The sequence below is a fragment of the Vibrio eleionomae genome, from assembly GCF_009874545.1.
GTDB classification, from domain to species: Bacteria; Pseudomonadota; Gammaproteobacteria; order Enterobacterales; family Vibrionaceae; genus Vibrio; species Vibrio nitrifigilis.
The window spans coordinates 57281-76922 of the sequence record NZ_WEKT01000001.1 but is presented as its reverse complement, the minus strand read 5'-3'; the positions used below and the strand labels follow the sequence as shown (position 1 = coordinate 76922).

Annotated in this window: 17 protein-coding genes; 16 read left to right on the top strand and 1 reads right to left on the bottom strand. The window is 43.2% G+C overall.

Features of this window, described 5'->3' with window-relative positions:
- Positions 1–26 precede the first annotated feature (26 nt).
- A complete protein-coding gene (map, locus tag F9817_RS00430) occupies positions 27–917 on the bottom strand; it encodes a type I methionyl aminopeptidase (protein WP_161152985.1) in 891 nt (296 codons plus the stop codon).
- Positions 918–1212: 295 nt separating this feature from the next.
- Between map and rpsB the strand changes: the two genes are divergently transcribed.
- The 16 genes from rpsB to dnaE all read left to right on the top strand — a co-directional run bounded on the left by rpsB (position 1213) and on the right by dnaE (position 19623).
- Positions 1213–1947, top strand: coding sequence for a 30S ribosomal protein S2 (gene rpsB, locus F9817_RS00425; protein ID WP_161152984.1), 735 nt, complete (start codon positions 1213–1215; stop codon positions 1945–1947).
- Between the two features lie 134 nt (positions 1948–2081).
- A complete protein-coding gene (gene tsf, locus F9817_RS00420; RefSeq protein ID WP_161152983.1) occupies positions 2082–2924 on the top strand; it encodes a translation elongation factor Ts in 843 nt (280 codons plus the stop codon).
- Positions 2925–3106: 182 nt separating this feature from the next.
- Positions 3107–3832, top strand: coding sequence for a UMP kinase (gene pyrH / locus F9817_RS00415; protein WP_161152982.1), 726 nt, complete (start codon positions 3107–3109; stop codon positions 3830–3832).
- A gap of 42 nt (positions 3833–3874) precedes the next feature.
- A complete protein-coding gene (frr, locus tag F9817_RS00410) occupies positions 3875–4432 on the top strand; it encodes a ribosome recycling factor (protein WP_161152981.1) in 558 nt (185 codons plus the stop codon).
- 98 nt (positions 4433–4530) lie between these two features.
- Positions 4531–5283: an undecaprenyl pyrophosphate synthase gene (gene uppS, locus F9817_RS00405; RefSeq protein ID WP_161152980.1), complete on the top strand. Its 753-nt coding sequence runs from the start codon at positions 4531–4533 to the stop codon at positions 5281–5283.
- A 14-nt stretch (positions 5284–5297) separates the two neighbouring features.
- Positions 5298–6140, top strand: coding sequence for a phosphatidate cytidylyltransferase (locus tag F9817_RS00400; protein ID WP_161152979.1), 843 nt, complete (start codon positions 5298–5300; stop codon positions 6138–6140).
- Between the two features lie 51 nt (positions 6141–6191).
- The gene (gene ispC / locus F9817_RS00395) at positions 6192–7394 is read left to right on the top strand and encodes a 1-deoxy-D-xylulose-5-phosphate reductoisomerase (RefSeq protein WP_161152978.1); all 1203 of its coding nucleotides are present in this window, start codon (positions 6192–6194) and stop codon (positions 7392–7394) included.
- 2 nt (positions 7395–7396) lie between these two features.
- Positions 7397–8755 carry a sigma E protease regulator RseP gene (rseP, locus tag F9817_RS00390; RefSeq protein ID WP_161152977.1) on the top strand — a complete coding sequence of 453 codons (1359 nt, stop codon included), beginning with the start codon at positions 7397–7399 and terminating at the stop codon, positions 8753–8755.
- 47 nt (positions 8756–8802) lie between these two features.
- Positions 8803–11214: an outer membrane protein assembly factor BamA gene (gene bamA, locus F9817_RS00385; RefSeq protein WP_161152976.1), complete on the top strand. Its 2412-nt coding sequence runs from the start codon at positions 8803–8805 to the stop codon at positions 11212–11214.
- Between the two features lie 11 nt (positions 11215–11225).
- Positions 11226–11735 (top strand): OmpH family outer membrane protein, encoded by a 510-nt coding sequence (locus F9817_RS00380; protein ID WP_161152975.1) that lies wholly within the window; start codon positions 11226–11228, stop codon positions 11733–11735.
- An 8-nt stretch (positions 11736–11743) separates the two neighbouring features.
- The gene (lpxD, locus tag F9817_RS00375; RefSeq protein ID WP_161152974.1) at positions 11744–12775 is read left to right on the top strand and encodes a UDP-3-O-(3-hydroxymyristoyl)glucosamine N-acyltransferase; all 1032 of its coding nucleotides are present in this window, start codon (positions 11744–11746) and stop codon (positions 12773–12775) included.
- Positions 12776–12895: 120 nt separating this feature from the next.
- Positions 12896–13327 (top strand): 3-hydroxyacyl-ACP dehydratase FabZ, encoded by a 432-nt coding sequence (gene fabZ, locus F9817_RS00370; RefSeq protein WP_196123763.1) that lies wholly within the window; start codon positions 12896–12898, stop codon positions 13325–13327.
- 1 nt (position 13328) lies between these two features.
- Complete coding sequence (lpxA, locus tag F9817_RS00365; protein WP_161152972.1) at positions 13329–14117, top strand: acyl-ACP--UDP-N-acetylglucosamine O-acyltransferase; 789 nt, start codon at positions 13329–13331, stop codon at positions 14115–14117.
- 181 nt (positions 14118–14298) lie between these two features.
- On the top strand, positions 14299–15450 hold the full coding sequence (gene lpxB, locus F9817_RS00360) for a lipid-A-disaccharide synthase (protein ID WP_161152971.1): 1152 nt from the start codon (positions 14299–14301) through the stop codon (positions 15448–15450).
- The gene (rnhB, locus tag F9817_RS00355) at positions 15443–16063 is read left to right on the top strand and encodes a ribonuclease HII (RefSeq protein WP_161152970.1); all 621 of its coding nucleotides are present in this window, start codon (positions 15443–15445) and stop codon (positions 16061–16063) included. The genes lpxB and rnhB overlap by 8 nt, the downstream gene beginning before the upstream one ends.
- 80 nt (positions 16064–16143) lie before the next feature.
- A complete protein-coding gene (gene dnaE / locus F9817_RS00350; RefSeq protein ID WP_161152969.1) occupies positions 16144–19623 on the top strand; it encodes a DNA polymerase III subunit alpha in 3480 nt (1159 codons plus the stop codon).
- Positions 19624–19642 lie beyond the last annotated feature (19 nt).

Here is a 19642-nt window from a genome sequence, read left to right as displayed (position 1 = left end):
TCAATAAAATGAAACGGCAAGTTAAATTACGCGTTATGGAAGTGACGAGGAATCGTTTCTTCTTCGCGTAGTGTTAGAATTTCACAGCCGTCTTTTGTCACGAGTAGTGTATGTTCCCACTGAGCTGAGTTCTTCGCATCTGCGGTGTATACAGTCCAGTTATCTTCTTCATCAATACGGCAACCAAATTTACCTGCATTAATCATAGGTTCGATCGTGAAAATCATGCCTTCACGAAGCACTGTGCGATCACTGTTACGGTAGTGAACCACTTGTGGTTCTTCGTGGAATTCAGCACCAACACCATGACCACAGTAGTCGCGAACGATAGAGAACTTCATGCGTGGGTTGTTTTTGTTGTTGGTTTTGATGTGCTTTTCAATTGATGTACCAATTTCACCCAGCTGAGCGCCCGGTTTTACTTTTTTCAAAGAAAGGTACAAACATTCTTGTGCAACAAGACATAGACGTTTGTCTGCAGGAGAAACTTCACCTACATGGAACATTTTCGACGTATCACCGTGGTAGCCATCTTTAATCACGGTAATATCGATGTTCATGATATCGCCATCTTTGAGTACTGCTGGTCGAACAAATGGGCCAAACTCAGAGTCTTCAGTTGCAGGAATACCATGACAAACGATGTGGTTAATCGATGTACAGATAGATTTAGGGAAACCGTGGTAGTTAAGAGGTGCTGGGATCGCGCCTTGAACTTCAGTGATGTATTTGTGGCAAATTTGATCCAATTCTTCAGTGGTCACGCCAGGTTTTACATATGGTTCAATCATTTCTAGCACTTCAGCCGCTAAGCGACCCGCGACGCGCATTTTCTCGATTTCTTCAGCATTCTTGATTTTTACAGACATCGGCTTTCTCAATTGTTTTCTAAGCACAGGTGTGCGATGGGGTAACATTGTAACAGGGCACTACGGAAGCGCAATAATCCAATTAATACGAATAAGAATTTATCTCAAGTTCACTGAGTGATTAGCCGAGATAAAACAATTTTTACTAGCCAGTAAAGGGTAAAATATGGTATAAAGCGCGCCGAACTCTCACTCTGTTTTCTTCACTTTGGCGAAGCCGAGTAAGTGTTCCATACTTTAATTTTAAATCACACACATTCCGACACGTGTTCCGGGGTGCTCTGCATAGACAGAGTCGGATGCATGGGGAGTGTGGAGGCCTAACCCCATAGAGGATTATATAATGGCAACTGTATCAATGCGCGATATGCTTAAAGCTGGTGTTCACTTCGGTCACCAGACTCGTTACTGGAACCCAAAAATGAAACCATTCATCTTTGGTTCTCGCAACAAAGTTCATATCATCAACCTAGAAAAAACTGTACCTATGTTCAACGAAGCTCTAGCTGAACTAAACAAGCTAGGCGAGAAAAAAGGTAAAGTTCTTTTTGTTGGTACTAAACGCGCTGCATCTGAAGCTGTTAAAGAAGCTGCTATTGCAAGCAACCAATACTACGTAAACAACCGTTGGTTGGGCGGCATGCTAACTAACTGGAAAACTGTTCGTCAATCAATCAAACGTCTAAAAGACCTAGAAGTTCAGTCTACTGACGGTACTTTTGATAAACTGACTAAGAAAGAAGCTCTAATGCGTACTCGCGAAATGGAGAAGCTAGAGAAATCTCTTGGTGGTATCAAAGACATGGGCGGTCTTCCAGATGCTCTATTCGTAATCGATGCTGATCACGAGCACATCGCTGTTAAAGAAGCAAACAACCTAGGTATTCCTGTATTTGCTGTTGTTGATACTAACTCTAACCCAGACGGTATCGACTACATCGTACCAGGTAACGACGACGCAATCCGCGCTGTTCAACTTTACCTAAACGCTGCTGCTGAAGCTGTAAACGAAGGTCGTAACAAAGACGTTGCTCAAGCAGCAGCTGCAGAAAAAGACGGTTTCGTAGAAGCTGAATAATAGCGGCTCTAAGTCACACTTAACCTAGCGTGTCATCAAGGTGTCACGGTAGAGTAAGTTATAGTTAGTATTGGGGGCCGAAGATGTAGGCCCCCAATTTTTACCACATCCAGAATCAAACTGAGGAATAGAGAATGGCTGTTACTGCTGCTCTAGTAAAAGAACTGCGTGAACGTACTGGCGCAGGTATGATGGAATGTAAGAAAGCGCTTGTTGCTACAGATGGCAACATCGAACAAGCAATTGAAGACATGCGTAAAAGCGGTGCTGCTAAAGCTGCTAAAAAAGCAGGTAATGTGGCTGCTGAAGGTACCATCATCATCAAAGAAGGCGAAGGTTTTGCTGCTCTAGTTGAAATCAACTGCCAAACTGACTTCGTTGCTAAAGACACTGGCTTCAAAGCGTTCGCTGAAGAAGTTGCTGCAGCTGCAGCTGCAGAAAAGCTATCTGCTGAAGAGCTTCAAGCTAAATTCGAAGATGTTCGTATCGCTCTAGTTGCAAAAATTGGTGAAAACATCAATATCCGTCGTGTTTCTTACATCGATGGCGCACACGTTGCTTCTTACCGTCACGGCGAGAAAATCGGTGTTGTTGTTGCTGGTGAAGGCGATGCAGAAACTCTTAAACACGTAGCAATGCACGTTGCTGCATCACGTCCAGAATACCTAGACCCTTCTGACGTACCTGCTGACGTAGTTGAGAAAGAAAAAGCTGTTCAAGTTGAAATTGCAATGAACGAAGGCAAACCAGCTGAAATCGCAGAGAAAATGGTTGTTGGCCGTATGAAGAAATTCACTGGCGAAATCTCTCTAACTGGTCAAGCGTTCATCATGGAACCTAAGAAAACTGTTGGCGAAGTGCTTAAAGAAGCAGGCGTTACAGTATCTGGTTTCGTTCGCCTAGAAGTAGGTGAAGGTATCGAGAAGAAAGAAGAAATGAGCTTTGCTGAAGAAGTAGCAGCAGCTCAAAAAGGTTAATCTTTTACGATATTGCCTAATTAAAGACCGTAGCCTAGGCTGCGGTCTTTTCACGATTGTTGTGATGTTAATTGTGACGAATTGGTTCTAAATACAACACACTACATTTGGTCTATGTAGTCCCGCGTTTTAGAATTTATTCTTGACTGTTAATTAACCACTCTCTTTGGAAGGTAAGATCCATGACAACGAACCCTAAACCAGCATATCAACGGATTTTGTTAAAACTTAGCGGTGAAGCACTGCAAGGTGAAGAAGGTTTTGGTATTGATCCAACCGTTCTTGATCGTATGGCTCAAGAGATCAAAGAATTGATTGAATTAGGCGTACAAGTAGGGGTTGTCATTGGTGGCGGTAACTTGTTCCGCGGCGCAGGCCTAGCAAAAGCGGGAATGAACCGTGTTGTTGGTGACCACATGGGAATGCTAGCGACTGTGATGAACGGTCTAGCAATGCGTGATGCTCTGCATCGTGCCTATGTTAATGCTCGTGTTATGTCAGCTATCCCACTTAACGGCGTTTGTGATGATTACAACTGGGCAGAAGCAATTAGTCAGTTGCGTGATGGCCGTGTTGTTATCTTCTCTGCAGGTACAGGTAACCCATTCTTTACAACTGATTCAGCTGCATGTTTACGCGGTATTGAAATCTCAGCGGATGTTGTATTAAAAGCAACAAAAGTTGACGGTGTATTCAGTTCCGATCCTGTCGCTAACCCTGATGCACAACTCTATGATAAGCTCGCTTATAATGATGTGTTAGATAAAGAGCTGAAAGTGATGGACCTAGCCGCATTTACGCTGGCTCGTGATCACTCTATGCCAATCCGTGTTTTCAACATGAACAAACCAGGCGCTCTTCGCCGTGTTGTTATGGGTGAAGCGGAAGGTACGCTAATCAGCGCTTAAGTATAATCACTCTCAAGATAAAAAAGAATTTAAGGTGATATCGTGATTAATGAGATCAAAAAAGACGCTCAAGAGCGTATGGATAAAAGCGTTGAAGCGCTGAAAAATAACCTGGCTAAGATTCGTACTGGTCGTGCGCACCCAAGCCTATTGTCTGGTATTTCAGTGGAATACTATGGTGCTCCAACTCCTCTAAACCAAGTTGCTAACGTAGTTGCTGAAGATGCGCGTACTCTTGCAATCACTGTGTTTGATAAAGAGCTGACGCCTAAAGTTGAAAAAGCAATCATGACTGCTGACCTTGGCTTAAACCCTATGTCTGCAGGTACAGTTATTCGTGTACCACTTCCACCACTAACAGAAGAACGTCGTCGCGATCTAGTTAAAATCGTACGTGGTGAAGCTGAAGGTGGCCGTGTTGCAATTCGTAACATCCGTCGTGATGCTAATGGCGATTTAAAAGCTTTGTTAAAAGATAAAGAAATTTCAGAAGACGAAGACCGTAAAGCACAAGAAGAGATTCAAAAACTGACTGACCTAGCGGTTAAAAAAGTTGACGATCTGCTTGCTGCTAAAGAAAAAGAGTTGATGGACGTCTAAGAATTTTAATAATTAAATAAAAAAAACGCTGTGCTTACAGCTCAGCGTTTTTTTATTCGGTACTATCTAACGTCATTTGGTACAAAACAAAGTTTACAATGCAAGATTCACAACTCTCTTCTGAGGCACTCCCTCAGCACATCGCTATCATTATGGATGGCAACGGACGTTGGGCGAAAGAGCGTGGTAAACCACGGGTATTTGGTCATAAAAAAGGAGTGGATGCAGTTCGGAAAACCATTTCGACAGCTGCTAAGCTTGATATCAAGGCTGTTACCTTGTTCGCATTCAGTAGTGAAAACTGGCGTCGGCCTGAAGATGAGGTCGGGTTATTAATGGAACTTTTCATTACCGTCCTTTCTGCTGAAGTGAAACGCCTTCACAAAAACAACATTCGTTTACGTATCATTGGCGATAAAACTCGCTTTAGCCAACGCTTGCAGAAGAAAATTGCTCAGGCGGAAGAGTTAACTCGTAATAATACCGGTATGACCCTCAATGTTGCGGCAAACTACGGCGGTAAATGGGATATTACCCAAGCGGCCAAAGTTCTTGCTCAGCAAGTAGAACAAGGAGAGTTAGCACCGGAAGACATCACTGAAGAGGTGATGAGTAAGCACGTCGCGATGTCTGATTTACCTGATGTGGATCTACTTATTCGTACCAGCGGTGAATGCCGAATCAGTAACTTTTTACTGTGGCAATTAGCCTATGCTGAGATGTATTTTACGCCGCTCTATTGGCCTGAATTTGGAGAAGATAGCCTAATTGAGGCTATCTCATGGTTTGTTAATCGCGAGCGCCGTTTTGGCTGCACCGGTGAGCAGATCAAGGCCTTAATGGACAAATAAATAGGACCTAAAGTTTGAAGCAAAGAATTATTACAGCGCTCATTCTTGCCCCCCTCGTTATCTTGGGCATTATTTTTCTGCCCCTTGCTTGGTTTATTTTCGCTTTAGCTGTCATTACTTTGGTCGGTTTTTGGGAGTGGACTCAGTTTGTTAACTCTAAAAATCGTACACTGGCAATCATTCCTTCTGTGATCATTGGTCTGGCAAGTTTTGCTTGGATCAATCCTGATATTGACTCATTGAATCATTTAACGTCAGTTCACCACTCATTTTTGGTTGTAGGCACTTTATGGTGGATTGTTTCTAGCTTTCTTGCGGTAAGTTATCCTAAATCCCGACCGTGGTGGGAAAATTCGAGTCTATTACGTCATTTATTTGGTATTTTGACGCTATTACCATTTTACTGGAGTGTCGTTTTTCTCAGAGCTGAATCCATGGGCGTTGATCTGTACCATGGTGCCAAACTAGTGCTGTTTGTATGTTTGATCGTTTGGTCTGCGGATAGTGGGGCCTACTTTGCTGGCAAGAGTTTTGGTAAACACAAAATGGCTCCTGCAGTCAGCCCAAATAAAACTATCGAAGGTCTACTCGGTGGTTTAGTCATCTCTGTGATTGTCGGAACCGTATTCGCTTACCTATTTGACTTGGCGTTTACTTCATCTGTCATGATGTATGTCACTATATTATGCACTGCAGGTATTTCAGTGCTCGGTGATTTGGTTGAAAGTATGTTTAAACGTGTATCCGATATAAAAGACAGCAGTAATATCATTCCTGGGCACGGCGGTATTTTAGACCGAATTGATAGCCTAACCGCGGCTTTCCCAGTATTTGCATTTCTTTATTTCTTTTTCTAATTAGTGAGCAGGTGAGAATGTCACCTGCTTTCTTTAACAACGGTTTTAGCTATGCGTAAGTTAACGATTCTAGGTGCTACTGGCTCAATTGGAGATAGTACGTTAAAGGTTGTCGCTCAGAATAAGGAACAATTTTCTATTGTTGCTTTAGTGGCCGGACGTAATGTGACTAAGATGCGTCAACTTTGTGAAACGTGGCGACCGAAATACGCTGTTATGGCAACGGCAGATGCTGCAAAAGAGCTGAAAAACCAGTGCCAAGAGTTAAAACTGAATGTTGAAGTACTGTATGGCGAAGAGGCGATGTGCCAAGTCGCTGCATTAGATGAAGTTGATACGGTAATGGCCGCTATTGTAGGTGCTGCAGGATTGTTGCCTACCATGGCTGCGGTGAAAGCCGGCAAGCGTATTCTACTTGCGAACAAAGAAGCTCTAGTCATGTCTGGCCAGCTGTTCATTGATGCGGTTGAAAAATATGGTGCAGAGCTGCTTCCGGTAGATAGTGAACACAATGCTATTTTTCAATGTTTGCCTGCGGATATCCAAACTAAAATGGGGCGTTGTGACTTATCCGGTGCAGGCGTTTCTCATATCTTATTGACGGGGTCAGGTGGGCCGTTTCGTTACAGTGACGTGAGCACTTTATCCAGTGTAACTCCCGAGCAGGCCATCGCTCATCCTAATTGGTCAATGGGGCCAAAAATCTCTGTCGATTCAGCAACCATGATGAATAAAGGTCTTGAGTACATTGAAGCTCGCTGGTTGTTTAATGCGTCGAAAGAGCAATTAAAAGTTTTGATTCATCCCCAGTCAGTGATTCATTCAATGGTGCAATACAAAGATGGTTCGGTGATTGCACAAATGGGCGAGCCGGATATGGCGACTCCTATTTCGGTGACGATGAATTATCCGCAGCGTATTGATGCGGGAGTTGCTCCTCTCGATTTTACTCAGTTAGGTGAACTCACATTCCTTGACGTCGATTTCGCCCGTTACCCATGTCTAAAACTGGCAATTGATGCTTGTTATGAAGGCCAGCATGCGACTACGTCTTTAAATGCTGCCAACGAAGTTGCTGTCGATGCCTTTCTTAAAGGTCAAATTCGCTTTACAGATATCGCAGTGGTTAATGAAAAGGTGTTGTCTAACGTATGTGCAGCTAACAGTTCGTTACATAGCTATGACTTGGAAACCTTACTTGAGCTAGATACAATAGCTCGCAAACAGGCTCAACAGGTATTGAAAGAGCATTAATTATGACTGGCATAATATGGAATTTAGTGGCTTTCATTGTCGCCCTAGGTATTTTGGTGGCAGTGCATGAATTTGGTCACTTTTGGGTGGCAAGGCGCTGTGGTATCAAGGTAGAAAAATTTTCTATTGGGTTTGGTAAAGCGTTATGGAAACGAGTTGGCAAAGACGGTACTGAATACAGCATTGCGGCTATTCCGCTCGGTGGTTACGTTAAAATGCTGGATGGCCGTGTCGATGATGTGCCACCAGAATTACAAAACCAAGCTTTTGATAAAAAGTCGCTATGGCAGCGAGCTGCCGTAGTGAGTGCTGGACCGATTTTTAATTTTCTTTTCGCTATTTTTGCCTATTGGTTAGTGTTTACTATCGGCGTTCCTTCTGTAAAACCGGTGATTGGAAACGTGACTCCTTATTCTATTGCCTCTGATGGTGGGTTGAAAAGTGGTATGGAAGTCATTTCCGTTTCTGGTGTGCATACCCCAGATTGGGAATCGGTGAATATGGAGCTAGCGTCACACATTGGTGACGAGTCGCTTACTATGACGGTTTCTGACCCAGAAGGTGTCGGAGTCCAAGAAATCAAAACATTAGATCTAAAGACTTGGAACTTTGACCCCGAATCAGAGTCTGCTATGGGAGCGCTTGGTTTTAAACCATTTACGCCTAAGATTTCGTTGACGTTAGTGAATGTCTCTGAAGATGGTGCTGGCGCAAAAGCAGGACTAAAAGTAGGTGATAAGTTGCAATTTATCGATGGTCAAAAGATCTCGACATGGCAACAAGTTGTAGACAGCATACAAAATCACCCAAATAAGTCATTGATCATTGATGTTTTACGTCATGATCAGTTAGTCTCAGTGACTTTGACTCCTGAGCGTCGCGAACTTAGCAAAGGAAAAGTGATCGGGTTTGCAGGAATTGCTCCGAAAGTAGCGGATTGGCCGGCAGATTATCGATTCGAACAGCAGTTTGGTGTTGTTGAATCTTTTGGTAAAGCGGTTGATAAAACAGGACAAATTATTGATCTTACTGTCAGTATGCTGAAAAAGTTGATAGTAGGTGATGTCGGTTTAAATAATCTTAGTGGCCCTATCTCTATCGCGAAGGGAGCGGGAGCGACGGCGGATTATGGCTTGGTGTATTTTCTTGGCTTTTTGGCACTGATTAGTGTCAACCTAGGAATCATCAACCTTGTCCCATTACCAATGCTCGATGGTGGACATCTACTGTTCTTTGCTATTGAAGCTGTAATTCGTCGCCCTGTGCCAGAAAAAGTGCAGGAGATGGGATATCGCATTGGTGGAGCCATCATTTTCTCTTTAATGGCCGTGGCAATATTTAATGATTTTACTCGCCTGTGATTTCAAGCATTAGGCAAGGGTTGTAGTAAGGAATAACTCAAACAAATATGGCGATGAAAAAGATCCTCCTCGCGACACTGCTCGCAACAAGCGTGTCAGCGTATGGTGCCGAAAACTTTGTTGTACAGGACATCCAAATAGAGGGGCTTCAACGTGTCGCTCTAGGTGCTGCATTATTGAAAATGCCAGTACGTGTGGGTGATACCGTAGACTCACAAGATATTGCAGATATTATCAAATCACTGTATGCATCCGGTAACTTTGAAAATGTTGAAGTATTCCGTGATGGTTCAGCTTTGGTTGTGAAAGTTAAAGAACGCCCAACCATTGCGAGTGTTTCTTTTTCTGGTAACAAAGCGATTAAAGAAGATCAACTGAAACAGAACTTAGATGCGTCTAATATTCGAGTTGGTGAAGCTCTTGATCGTACTAAACTGAGCAATATTGAGAAAGGTTTAGAAGACTTTTACTACAGTGTTGGTAAATACAACGCCACAGTAAAAGCGGTAGTGACCCCATTGCCACGTAACCGTGCTGATTTGAAATTTGTTTTCACTGAAGGTGTCTCTGCAAAAATCAAGCAAATCAACTTTATCGGTAATAAGGTCTTTACTGATGATGAGTTGTTATCCAAATTTGATTTGAATGCAGATGTCTCTTGGTGGAATTTCCTCTCTAGCGATAAGTATCAAAAGCAGGTACTGGCGGGTGATTTGGAAAAACTGAAAAGTTACTACCTAGATCGCGGTTACCTTAAGTTTAAAGTAGAGTCGACAGAAGTGTCGATTTCTCCAGATAAGAAAGGCGTTTATATCACGCTTAATCTGCACGAAGGAAAGCCTTACACGGTAAAAGACGTGCAGTTTAAAGGTGATCTAATCGGTAAGAAAGATGAGTTTGAAAAACTCGTCGATTTCGATATGGGCAGCGTTTATAAGGGCTCAGCGGTTACCTCATTAGAAGAGAACGTTAAGAAAGTTTTAGGTGAAGCAGGATACGCGTATCCTCAAGTTCGCACTGTGCCAACATTTGATGATGACAAGCAAGAAGTCTCATTAACCGTTCAGGTTGACCCGGGTAAACGTATGTATGTGCGTGATATCCGATTTACTGGTAACACGATTACTAAAGATGAAGTGTTGCGCCGTGAAATGCGTCAAATGGAAGGTAGCTGGTTAAACTCGAAATCAATCGAAACGGGTAAAAAGCGCTTGAACCGTTTGGGTTATTTCGAAAAAGTGGATGTACAAACACAGCGTGTGCCTGGTACAGACGACCAAGTCGATGTGGTTTATAACGTCAAAGAGGCTAACTCTGGCAGTATTAACTTCGGTGTTGGTTACGGTACTGAATCAGGGGTCAGCTTCCAAGTCGGTTTAACACAAGATAACTTCTTGGGTACAGGTAACCGTGTAAGCATCAGTGCGACGACCAATGACTACCAGAAAAATGTGACGTTAGAGTATAAAGACCCTTACTTTACATTAGATGGCGTTAGCTTGGGTGGTAAAGTCTTTATCAATAAATTTGAGGCATCTGATGCTGGTATCGTCGACTATGATAACACCAGTTACGGTACTAATTTAACGTGGGGCTTCCCGGTTAATGAATTGAACCGTCTTGAACTTGGTGTGGGCTACACACACAGCAAAATCGGTAACTTAAAACCTTATTTACAAGTCGAGCAGTTCTTAGAAGCGCAAGCTGATAATGTTTCTTCAGACGGCAGTTTAGTGACGGATGACTTTGATGTCAGCCTTACTTGGACACGTAATAACCTGAACCGTGGTTACTTCCCAACAGAAGGTAACTACCAACGTGCATACTATGATATGACCGTACCTGGTTCTGATGCGCTTTACTTTAAGATGCAGTATGACGTGCGCCAATATATTCCGTTGACTAAGAAACAAGACTTTACGTTATTGCTACGTGGCCGTTTAGGTTACGGTAACGGCTACGGTCAAACGAATGGTGTAGATAACCTCTATCCATTTTATGAAAACTTTTATGCGGGTGGTTTCTCTACACTACGCGGATTTAGCTCTAACACAGCAGGTCCTAAAGCGGTATATCGTAGTTATGCGGATTCCAACAATGGTACTGATACTGCAACGGATGAATCTGTGGGTGGTAACGCGACAGCACTTGCAAGTGCTGAGCTGATTGTACCGACTCCGTTTGTCTCAGAAGAAGTTCAAAACCAAATTCGAACCAGTGTCTTCTTTGATATGGCGAGTGTCTGGGATACTGAATTTGATTATAATGGATCTGTTGCATATGGTGACAAGTACTATTACGACTATTCAGATCCAACGAACTACCGTTCTTCATGGGGCGTGGCATTACAGTGGGTATCACCAATGGGACCATTAGTGTTCTCTGTAGCTAAGCCAATTAAAAAATACGAAGGTGATGACGAAGAATTCTTTACCTTTACTATCGGAAAAACCTTTTAGGGGACTATATTTTGAAAAGTATCTTCAAAGCGGCAGGTGTAAGCCTTGTTATTCTTAGCTCATCATTCTTTGCTAATGCTGCTGAAGCGGCACAAAAAGTCGGCTTCATCAACACTGCAGAGGTTTTCCAATCATTGCCACAACGTGAAGTCGTGTTGCAAAAACTGCAGAAAGAGTTCAAAGATAAAGCGGATGAACTGAAAAGCATCCAAGAAACTGCACAAAAGAAAATGCAAAAACTGAAACGTGATTCTTCGCTAATGAGTGATGACGACCAAGAAAAATTGCGTATTGAAATTGGCCAGTTACAAAGTAAATACAAAGTGAAAGCTCAAGCGTTAGAAAACCAATCTAAACGCCGTGAAGCAGAAGAAAAACACAAACTATTTAAGATCATTCAAGATGCGGTTCAAAAAGTCGCGAAGAAAGATGGCTATGATATGATTGTTGATATCAGTGCTATGCAGTACGGCAAACCTGAATACAACATCTCACAAGAAGTCATTAAATCTATTAAGTAATCGTTATTATGATCACACTAACTTTAGCCGAATTGGCAACTATTACTGGTGGTGAGTTACATGGTGACAGCTCTGTTGTTGTCTCTGCTGTTGCTCCTATGGACAAAGCTCAGGAAGGTGATGTTACTTTCCTGTCTAATCCTAAATACAGTAAACACCTCGCTGCATGTAAAGCGACGGTAATTATGGTAAGAGAATCAGAGCGTGAATTGTGCCCATCCAATGCGTTGGTGGTTGCTGATCCGTATGTGGCTTTTGCTCGTGTTACTCAAGCATTAGATACCACGCCATCTCCAGCTACAGGTATTGCGCCGAGTGCGGTCATTGCCGATGATGCTAAGTTAGGTGATAACGTATCTATCGGTGCTAATGCTGTGATTGAATCTGGCGTTGAGCTAGGTAATAACGTGGTGATTGGTGCCGGTTGTTTCATCGGTAAACATGCCAAAATTGGTCATAATACTAAGCTTTGGGCTAATGTGACCATTTACCACAATGTTGTCCTAGGCGATGACTGTTTGGTGCAATCCAGCACAGTGATCGGTGCCGATGGTTTTGGTTATGCGAATGAAAAAGGTGAGTGGATTAAAATCCCTCAGCTTGGTTCTGTTCGCGTAGGTAATCGCGTTGAGATCGGTGCTTGTACCACTATCGACCGTGGTGCCCTAGAAGATACGATTATTGAAGATAACGTCATCATCGATAACCAGATGCAAATTGCTCACAATGTTCACATCGGATATGGTACAGCGATGGCTGGTGGTACTATTGTTGCCGGCAGTACTTCGATAGGTAAATATTGCATTATCGGTGGCGCTTCTGTGCTTAATGGTCACATTGAGATTGCCGATGGCGTGACGATTACTGGTATGGGTATGGTGATGCGTAGCATCCCAGAAAAAGGGGTATATTCTTCCGGGATTCCTCTACAAACCAATAAAGAATGGCGCAAAACAGCAACACGTGTTCATAGAATTGACGAAATGAATAAACGATTGAAAGCTGTTGAAAAGCAACTTGAGCGAAAAAAAGACGCTTAAATTGGCTTTTTTGTCAAAAAGGCTCGCATGCTGCGAGTCTTTTTCGTCTATAATGCCCGCAGATTAAATTAATATGTAATTTTGAATAGGAATATGACTTTGACTACTGAAAAGAAAACGATGAATATCACTGAAATTCAGGCGCTTCTTCCTCATCGCTACCCATTTTTGCTGATTGATCGTGTTACTGATTATGAAGAAGGCAAATACTTAATTGGTCTGAAAAACGTTTCAGTGAATGAGCCTCAGTTTACTGGTCATTTCCCTCAACTACCTGTATTCCCTGGTGTCCTTATCCTTGAAGCAATGGCTCAAGCAACAGGCCTCCTTGCTTTCAAAACTTTTGGCGCACCAAAAGAAAATGAATTGTATTACTTTGCTAGTATTGATAATGCGAAGTTCCGTCGTCCAGTTGGCCCTGGTGATCAACTGATGGTCGAAGTGGAATTTGTCAAAGAACGCCGCGGCATCGCTCTATTTCATGGTACAGCGAAAGTTGATGGCGAAGTGGTATGTTCAGCTGAACTGAAATGTGCACGTCGAGAGTTTTAATATGATCCACGAAACAGCACAAATCCACCCATCAGCGGTGGTAGAAGAAGGTGCCGTTATCGGTGCTAACGTAAAAATTGGCCCATTCTGCTTTGTTGATAGCAAAGTCGAGATCGATGAAGGCACAGAATTGCTGTCTCATGTGGTTGTGAAAGGGCCAACAAAAATCGGTAAAGAAAACCGTATTTTTCAATTCGCCTCTATTGGTGAAGAGTGTCAGGATCTGAAATATAAAGGCGAAGATACTCAATTGATTATCGGCGACCGCAATACGATTCGTGAAAGCGTTACTATGCACCGTGGTACGATACAAGACAGCGGTATTACTAAAGTAGGTAATGATAACCTCTTTATGATTAACGCTCACGTTGCCCATGACTGTGTGGTGGGGAACAGTTGTATTTTTGCTAACAATGCAACGCTAGCTGGTCACGTTACTATCGAAGATAATGCCATTATTGGTGGTATGTCTGCGATTCACCAATTCTGCCAAGTAGGTGCTCACGCGATGCTAGGTGGTGGTTCTATTGTCGTGAAAGATGTGCCTCCATATGTAATGGCTCAAGGCAATCACTGTGAACCATTTGGTATTAACGTGGAAGGCTTGAAGCGTCGTGGTTTTGAAAAGAGTGAAATTCACGCGATTCGCCGCGCTTATAAAGCGATTTATCGTTCAGGGATTACCCTTGAAGAAGCGAAAGCACAAATTGCGCAAGAGACTGCTGAGTTTCCTGCTGTGCAGCGTTTCTTAGATTTCCTTGAAACATCAACACGTGGCATTATTCGTTAATAGTGCTGTCGTGTGTATAAGACTTAAGATCGCTGCTTTAGGGCAGCGATCTTTTCCATTTTTAGGCTGGTGATATTTTTCCTTTTTATGAATGAAAAACTGGGCTGTCACATTCGATGGAGTGTCTGTCTCTACAGTTATTATTCATAAAATGGCATTAAGCTGGTAAGAGGATTTGAGTGTGGAAAAACCACTACGTATCGGCATCGTTGTTGGAGAGTTATCTGGAGATACTCTTGGCGAGGGGTTTATCAAAGCGATAAAGGCTCAATACCCTGATGCAGAATTTGTCGGTATTGGCGGCCCAAAGATGATCGAACAAGGGTGTCAATCTCTCTTTGATATGGAAGAGCTGGCGGTAATGGGGTTAGTTGAAGTCCTTGGCCGTTTGCCTCGTTTATTAAAAGTCAAAGCAGAACTCGTAAAGTATTTTACCCAAAATCCACCCGATGTGTTTGTTGGTATTGATGCTCCAGACTTTAACTTGCGCCTCGAACTCGATTTGAAACAAGCGGGTATAAAAACGGTGCATTACGTGAGTCCATCAGTGTGGGCATGGCGTCAAAAGCGTATTTTTAAAATCGAAGCTGCAACGAACTTGGTGCTGGCATTTTTGCCGTTTGAAAAAGCGTTCTACGATAAATTCAATGTTCCATGTGAATTTATTGGTCATACACTTGCAGATGCGATTCCCTACAAAACAGACAGACGATTCGCTCAGGAGCAGCTTGGACTCAATTCCGACCGTCAATGGTTAGCGGTATTACCAGGTAGCCGCGGTAGCGAAATGAAAATGTTGGCAGAGCCTTTTATTCGTACTTGCCAAAAACTCAAAGACACTCATCCTAACTTGAGTTTCATTATCGCGTTGGTGAATCAAAAGCGTCGTGCTGAATTTGAGCAAGTATGGCAAGACATTGCGCCCGAGTTGGAATTTACTCTTGTTGATGACACCGCTCGCAACGTAATCGCAGCGTCTGATGCCGTGATGTTGGCTTCTGGAACGGTCGCATTAGAGTGTATGTTGCTTAAGCGGCCGATGGTGGTTGGTTATAAAGTGAATGCATTTACGGCTTTCTTAGCTAAGCGTTTGTTGAAAACGAAATATGTTTCACTGCCTAATATATTGGCGGATCAACCTCTAGTGACCGAGCTATTACAAGATGACTGTACAGTGGAAAACCTGTATCAACATATCAGTCAAGTTCTAGATGGTGATAATCAAGCGATGTTAGAAAAATTTGATGAAATGCACCATTGGATCCGCAAAGATGCCGATCAACAAGCTGCAAATGCGGTATTAACTTTAATAGAGAAGCCTGTTCATGCCTAAAAAAGAGCAAAAAGAATTACCTCCATACGAATATCCGCAAGGCTTCCAATATATTGCAGGTGTGGATGAAGTTGGACGAGGCCCTTTAGTCGGTGATGTTGTTACTGCTGCCGTCATTCTAGATCCCAATAACCCAATCGCTGGGTTAACAGATTCAAAGAAACTATCTGAGAAAAAGCGTCTGGCACTGTTTCCTGAAATTCAACAAAAAGCATTAGCTTGGTCTGTAGGCCGTTGTTCTCCGCAAGAAATAGATAAATTAAATATACTTCAGGCGACAATGGTTGCCATGCAGCGTGCCGTGGCTGGATTATCTGTAACACCTGATTTTGTGGTCATTGATGGTAATAAAGTTCCTAACTTACCGATGGAAGCTCAGGCGGTGGTGAAGGGCGATTTGAGAGTTGCAGAAATTAGTGCAGCATCAATTATTGCCAAAGTGATTCGCGACCATGAGATGGAAGAGTTGGATAAAAAGCATCCTGAATTTGGTTTTGCTCAACACAAAGGTTATCCAACCAAAGCGCATTTTGCCGCTATTGAAGAATATGGTGTTATTGATGAACATCGTAAGAGTTTTGGTCCGGTGAAGCGTGCGTTAGGGCTTGCATAAAAGCCAATAGCACTCTGAAATTTGTGACGCTTTTGCGTAGAATAAAGAACAAAGAATATTTAAAGCCAGGATTGAATTGAATGTCTGACCCAAAGTTTATCCACTTACGCATTCATAGTGACTACTCAATGGTTGATGGGATCGGTAAGGTTCCACCATTAGTGAAAAAAGTGGCCGAAATGGGCATGCCGGCAATGGCACTCACTGATTTTACTAACCTATGCGGCTTGGTGAAATTTTACGGTAATGCTAACAAGAGCGGTGTTAAACCAATTGTTGGTGCCGACTTTCTAATGCAATCAGAAGAGTTTGGTGATGAGCTCACTAAGCTGACGATTCTGGCGAAAGATAATACGGGTTACAAAAACCTGACCTTGTTAATCTCAGAGGCTTATTTACGCGGTCATGTTCAGCATCAACCCGTCATTGACAAAGAATGGCTTATTGAACGTGCGGAAGGGTTGATTATCATTTCCGGTGGTAAATGGGGCGAGATTGGCCGAGCTTTGCTCAAAGGTAATATGGCGACAGTGCGCCAATGCGTCGATTTTTATCAAACCCATTTCAAAGATAACTTCTATCTAGAGCTGACTCGTACCGGCCGTTTAGATGAAGAAACGTATCTGCATTTTGCTTTAGATTTAGCAGAACAAGAAAGTCTTCCTGTTGTTGCAACCAATGATGTGGTGTTCTTAACTGAGGATCTATTTGATGCTCATGAAATTCGAGTCGCGATCCATGATGGTTATACTCTCGATGATCCACGTCGCCCCAAAAATTACAGTCCACAGCAATATCTTCGTAGTGAAGATGAGATGTGTGAGCTATTTGCTGACATTCCAGAAGCTTTAGTTAATACGGTAGAAATTGCCAAGCGTTGTAACGTCACTGTTCGCTTAGGCGAATATTTTCTACCTAACTTCCCGACAGAAGGGATGGAGATTGAAGACTATCTGATTAAAAAGTCTCACCATGGTCTAGAAGAGCGCCTTGAATTTTTATATCCCGATGAGCAAGAGCGGTTAGAAAAACGCCCCGAATATGATGCTCGACTTGAACGCGAGCTTGGGGTAATTAACCAGATGGGATTTCCTGGTTACTTTTTGATCGTAATGGAGTTCATCCAATGGTCGAAAGATAACGATATCCCTGTTGGGCCAGGCCGTGGTTCTGGTGCCGGTTCATTGGTGGCATATTCGCTTAAAATCACAGACCTCGATCCACTTAAATACGATTTGCTGTTCGAACGTTTCTTGAACCCTGAACGTGTCTCTATGCCCGATTTCGATGTCGATTTCTGTATGGATAAACGTGATAAGGTGATCGATCACGTTGCAGATATGTATGGACGTGATGCGGTATCTCAGATCATTACGTTTGGTACCATGGCTGCGAAAGCGGTGGTTCGTGATGTTGGTCGGGTGTTGGGCCATCCATTTGGTTTCTGTGATCGTATTTCTAAGCTAATTCCACCTGATCCAGGTATGACCTTGGAAAAGGCATTCGCCGCGGAACCCGCTTTAGGTGAGCTTTATAACAATGACGAAGAAGTCAAAGAGCTGATCGATATGTGTCGCATCCTTGAAGGGTGTACACGTAATGCCGGTAAACACGCTGGTGGGGTGGTGATTTCACCGACCACCATTACCGATTTTGCACCGTTATATTGTGATGCAGAAGGTAATCATCCAGTTACTCAGTTTGATAAAAATGATGTGGAATACGCGGGCCTAGTTAAGTTTGACTTCTTAGGCTTGAGAACGCTAACAATCATTGACTGGGCATTGGGGATGATTAACCCACGTCAAGAAAAGAAAGGGTTGCCTCCTGTTCGTATTGAAGCGATTGATCTTGAAGACCCTGCGTCATTTACCATTTTGAAAAACTCTGAAACGACGGCTGTATTCCAGTTGGAATCTCGCGGTATGAAAGAGTTGATTAAACGACTTCAGCCAGACTGTTTTGAAGATATCATCGCATTGGTGGCGTTGTTCCGTCCTGGGCCATTGCAATCAGGTATGGTAGATAACTTTATCGACCGTAAACACGGTCAAGAAGAAATTTCCTACCCCGATGAAAAGTGGCAACATGAGTCGTTAAAAGAAATACTTGAACCTACATATGGCATTATCTTGTATCAAGAACAGGTAATGCAGATAGCACAGGTTCTCGCTGGCTATACGCTTGGCGGTGCAGATATGTTGCGCCGTGCAATGGGTAAGAAAAAGCCAGAAGAAATGGCGAAACAGCGCGCAGTTTTCCAATCAGGTGCCGAGAATAACGGTATTGATGGTGAGCTAGCGATGAAAATCTTCGACTTGGTGGAAAAATTTGCTGGTTATGGATTTAACAAATCGCACTCTGCTGCTTATGCTTTAGTTTCGTATCAAACTCTTTGGCTTAAAACTCACCATCCAGCAGAATTTATGGCGGCGGTAATGACGGCCGACATGGATAATACTGAGAAAGTGGTTGGCTTGGTTGATGAATGCAACCGCATGGGATTAGCGGTATTACCACCAGACATCAATAAAGGCTTATATCGCTTTAATGTCGACGATGATGGTGCGATCGTGTATGGTATCGGCGCAATTAAAGGGGTTGGTGAAGGTCCTATCGACGCGATTTGCCAAGCGCGCGAAGAAGGCGGTTATTTCAAAGACCTATTTGATTTTTGTGCACGAATTGATTTGAAACGCGTGAATAAACGCGTGATTGAAAAACTTATTTACGCAGGTGCTTTAGATCGTTTAGGTCCACACAGAGCTGCTATGATGGCATCTTTGGATGATGCGGTGAAATCCGCTAACCAATACCATCAAGCGGAAGCTTTTGGGCAGGCTGACATGTTTGGTGTGTTGACCGATGCTCCCGAAGAGGTTGAACAAAAGTATACTCAAGTCCCACCTTGGCCTGAAAAGGTCTGGTTAGAAGGGGAGCGGGAAACACTCGGACTATACTTAACCGGCCACCCGATTAATGCGTATTTAAAAGAGTTAAATAACTATACCAGTTGCCGGTTGAATGAGGCTGCACCAACTCGACGTGATCAGTCTTTAACAGTGGCAGGGTTAGTGATTAACGCCCGTGTGATGACAACTAAGCGAGGATCGCGCATTGGTCTGCTTACACTGGATGACCGTTCTGGGCGAATGGAAGTGATGCTGTTTTCAGATGCTTTAGATCGCTATGCAGAATTGTTAGAAAAAGATAAAATTTTGGTCGTTTCCGGACAGGTCAGCTTTGATGACTTCAACGGTGGTCTTAAAATGTCGGCGCGCGAAGTTATGGATTTGGGCAGCGCGCGAGAGAAATACGCCCGTGGTTTATCTCTGTCGATTGAACAATCGCAGATAGATGAACAATTTTTTGAGCGCTTTAGTCAGATCATAGAGCCTCACCGAGCAGGAACCGTACCTGTCAATGTGTATTACCAACGCGCCGATGCACGAGCCCGGCTAGCCCTTGGTACAGAGTGGCGTGTAACGCCCAATGATGCATTGTTAGACGAATTAAAACAGCTACTTGGTAACCACCGAGTAGAACTCGAATTTAACTAAAAATTCGGTGGCCATTTTG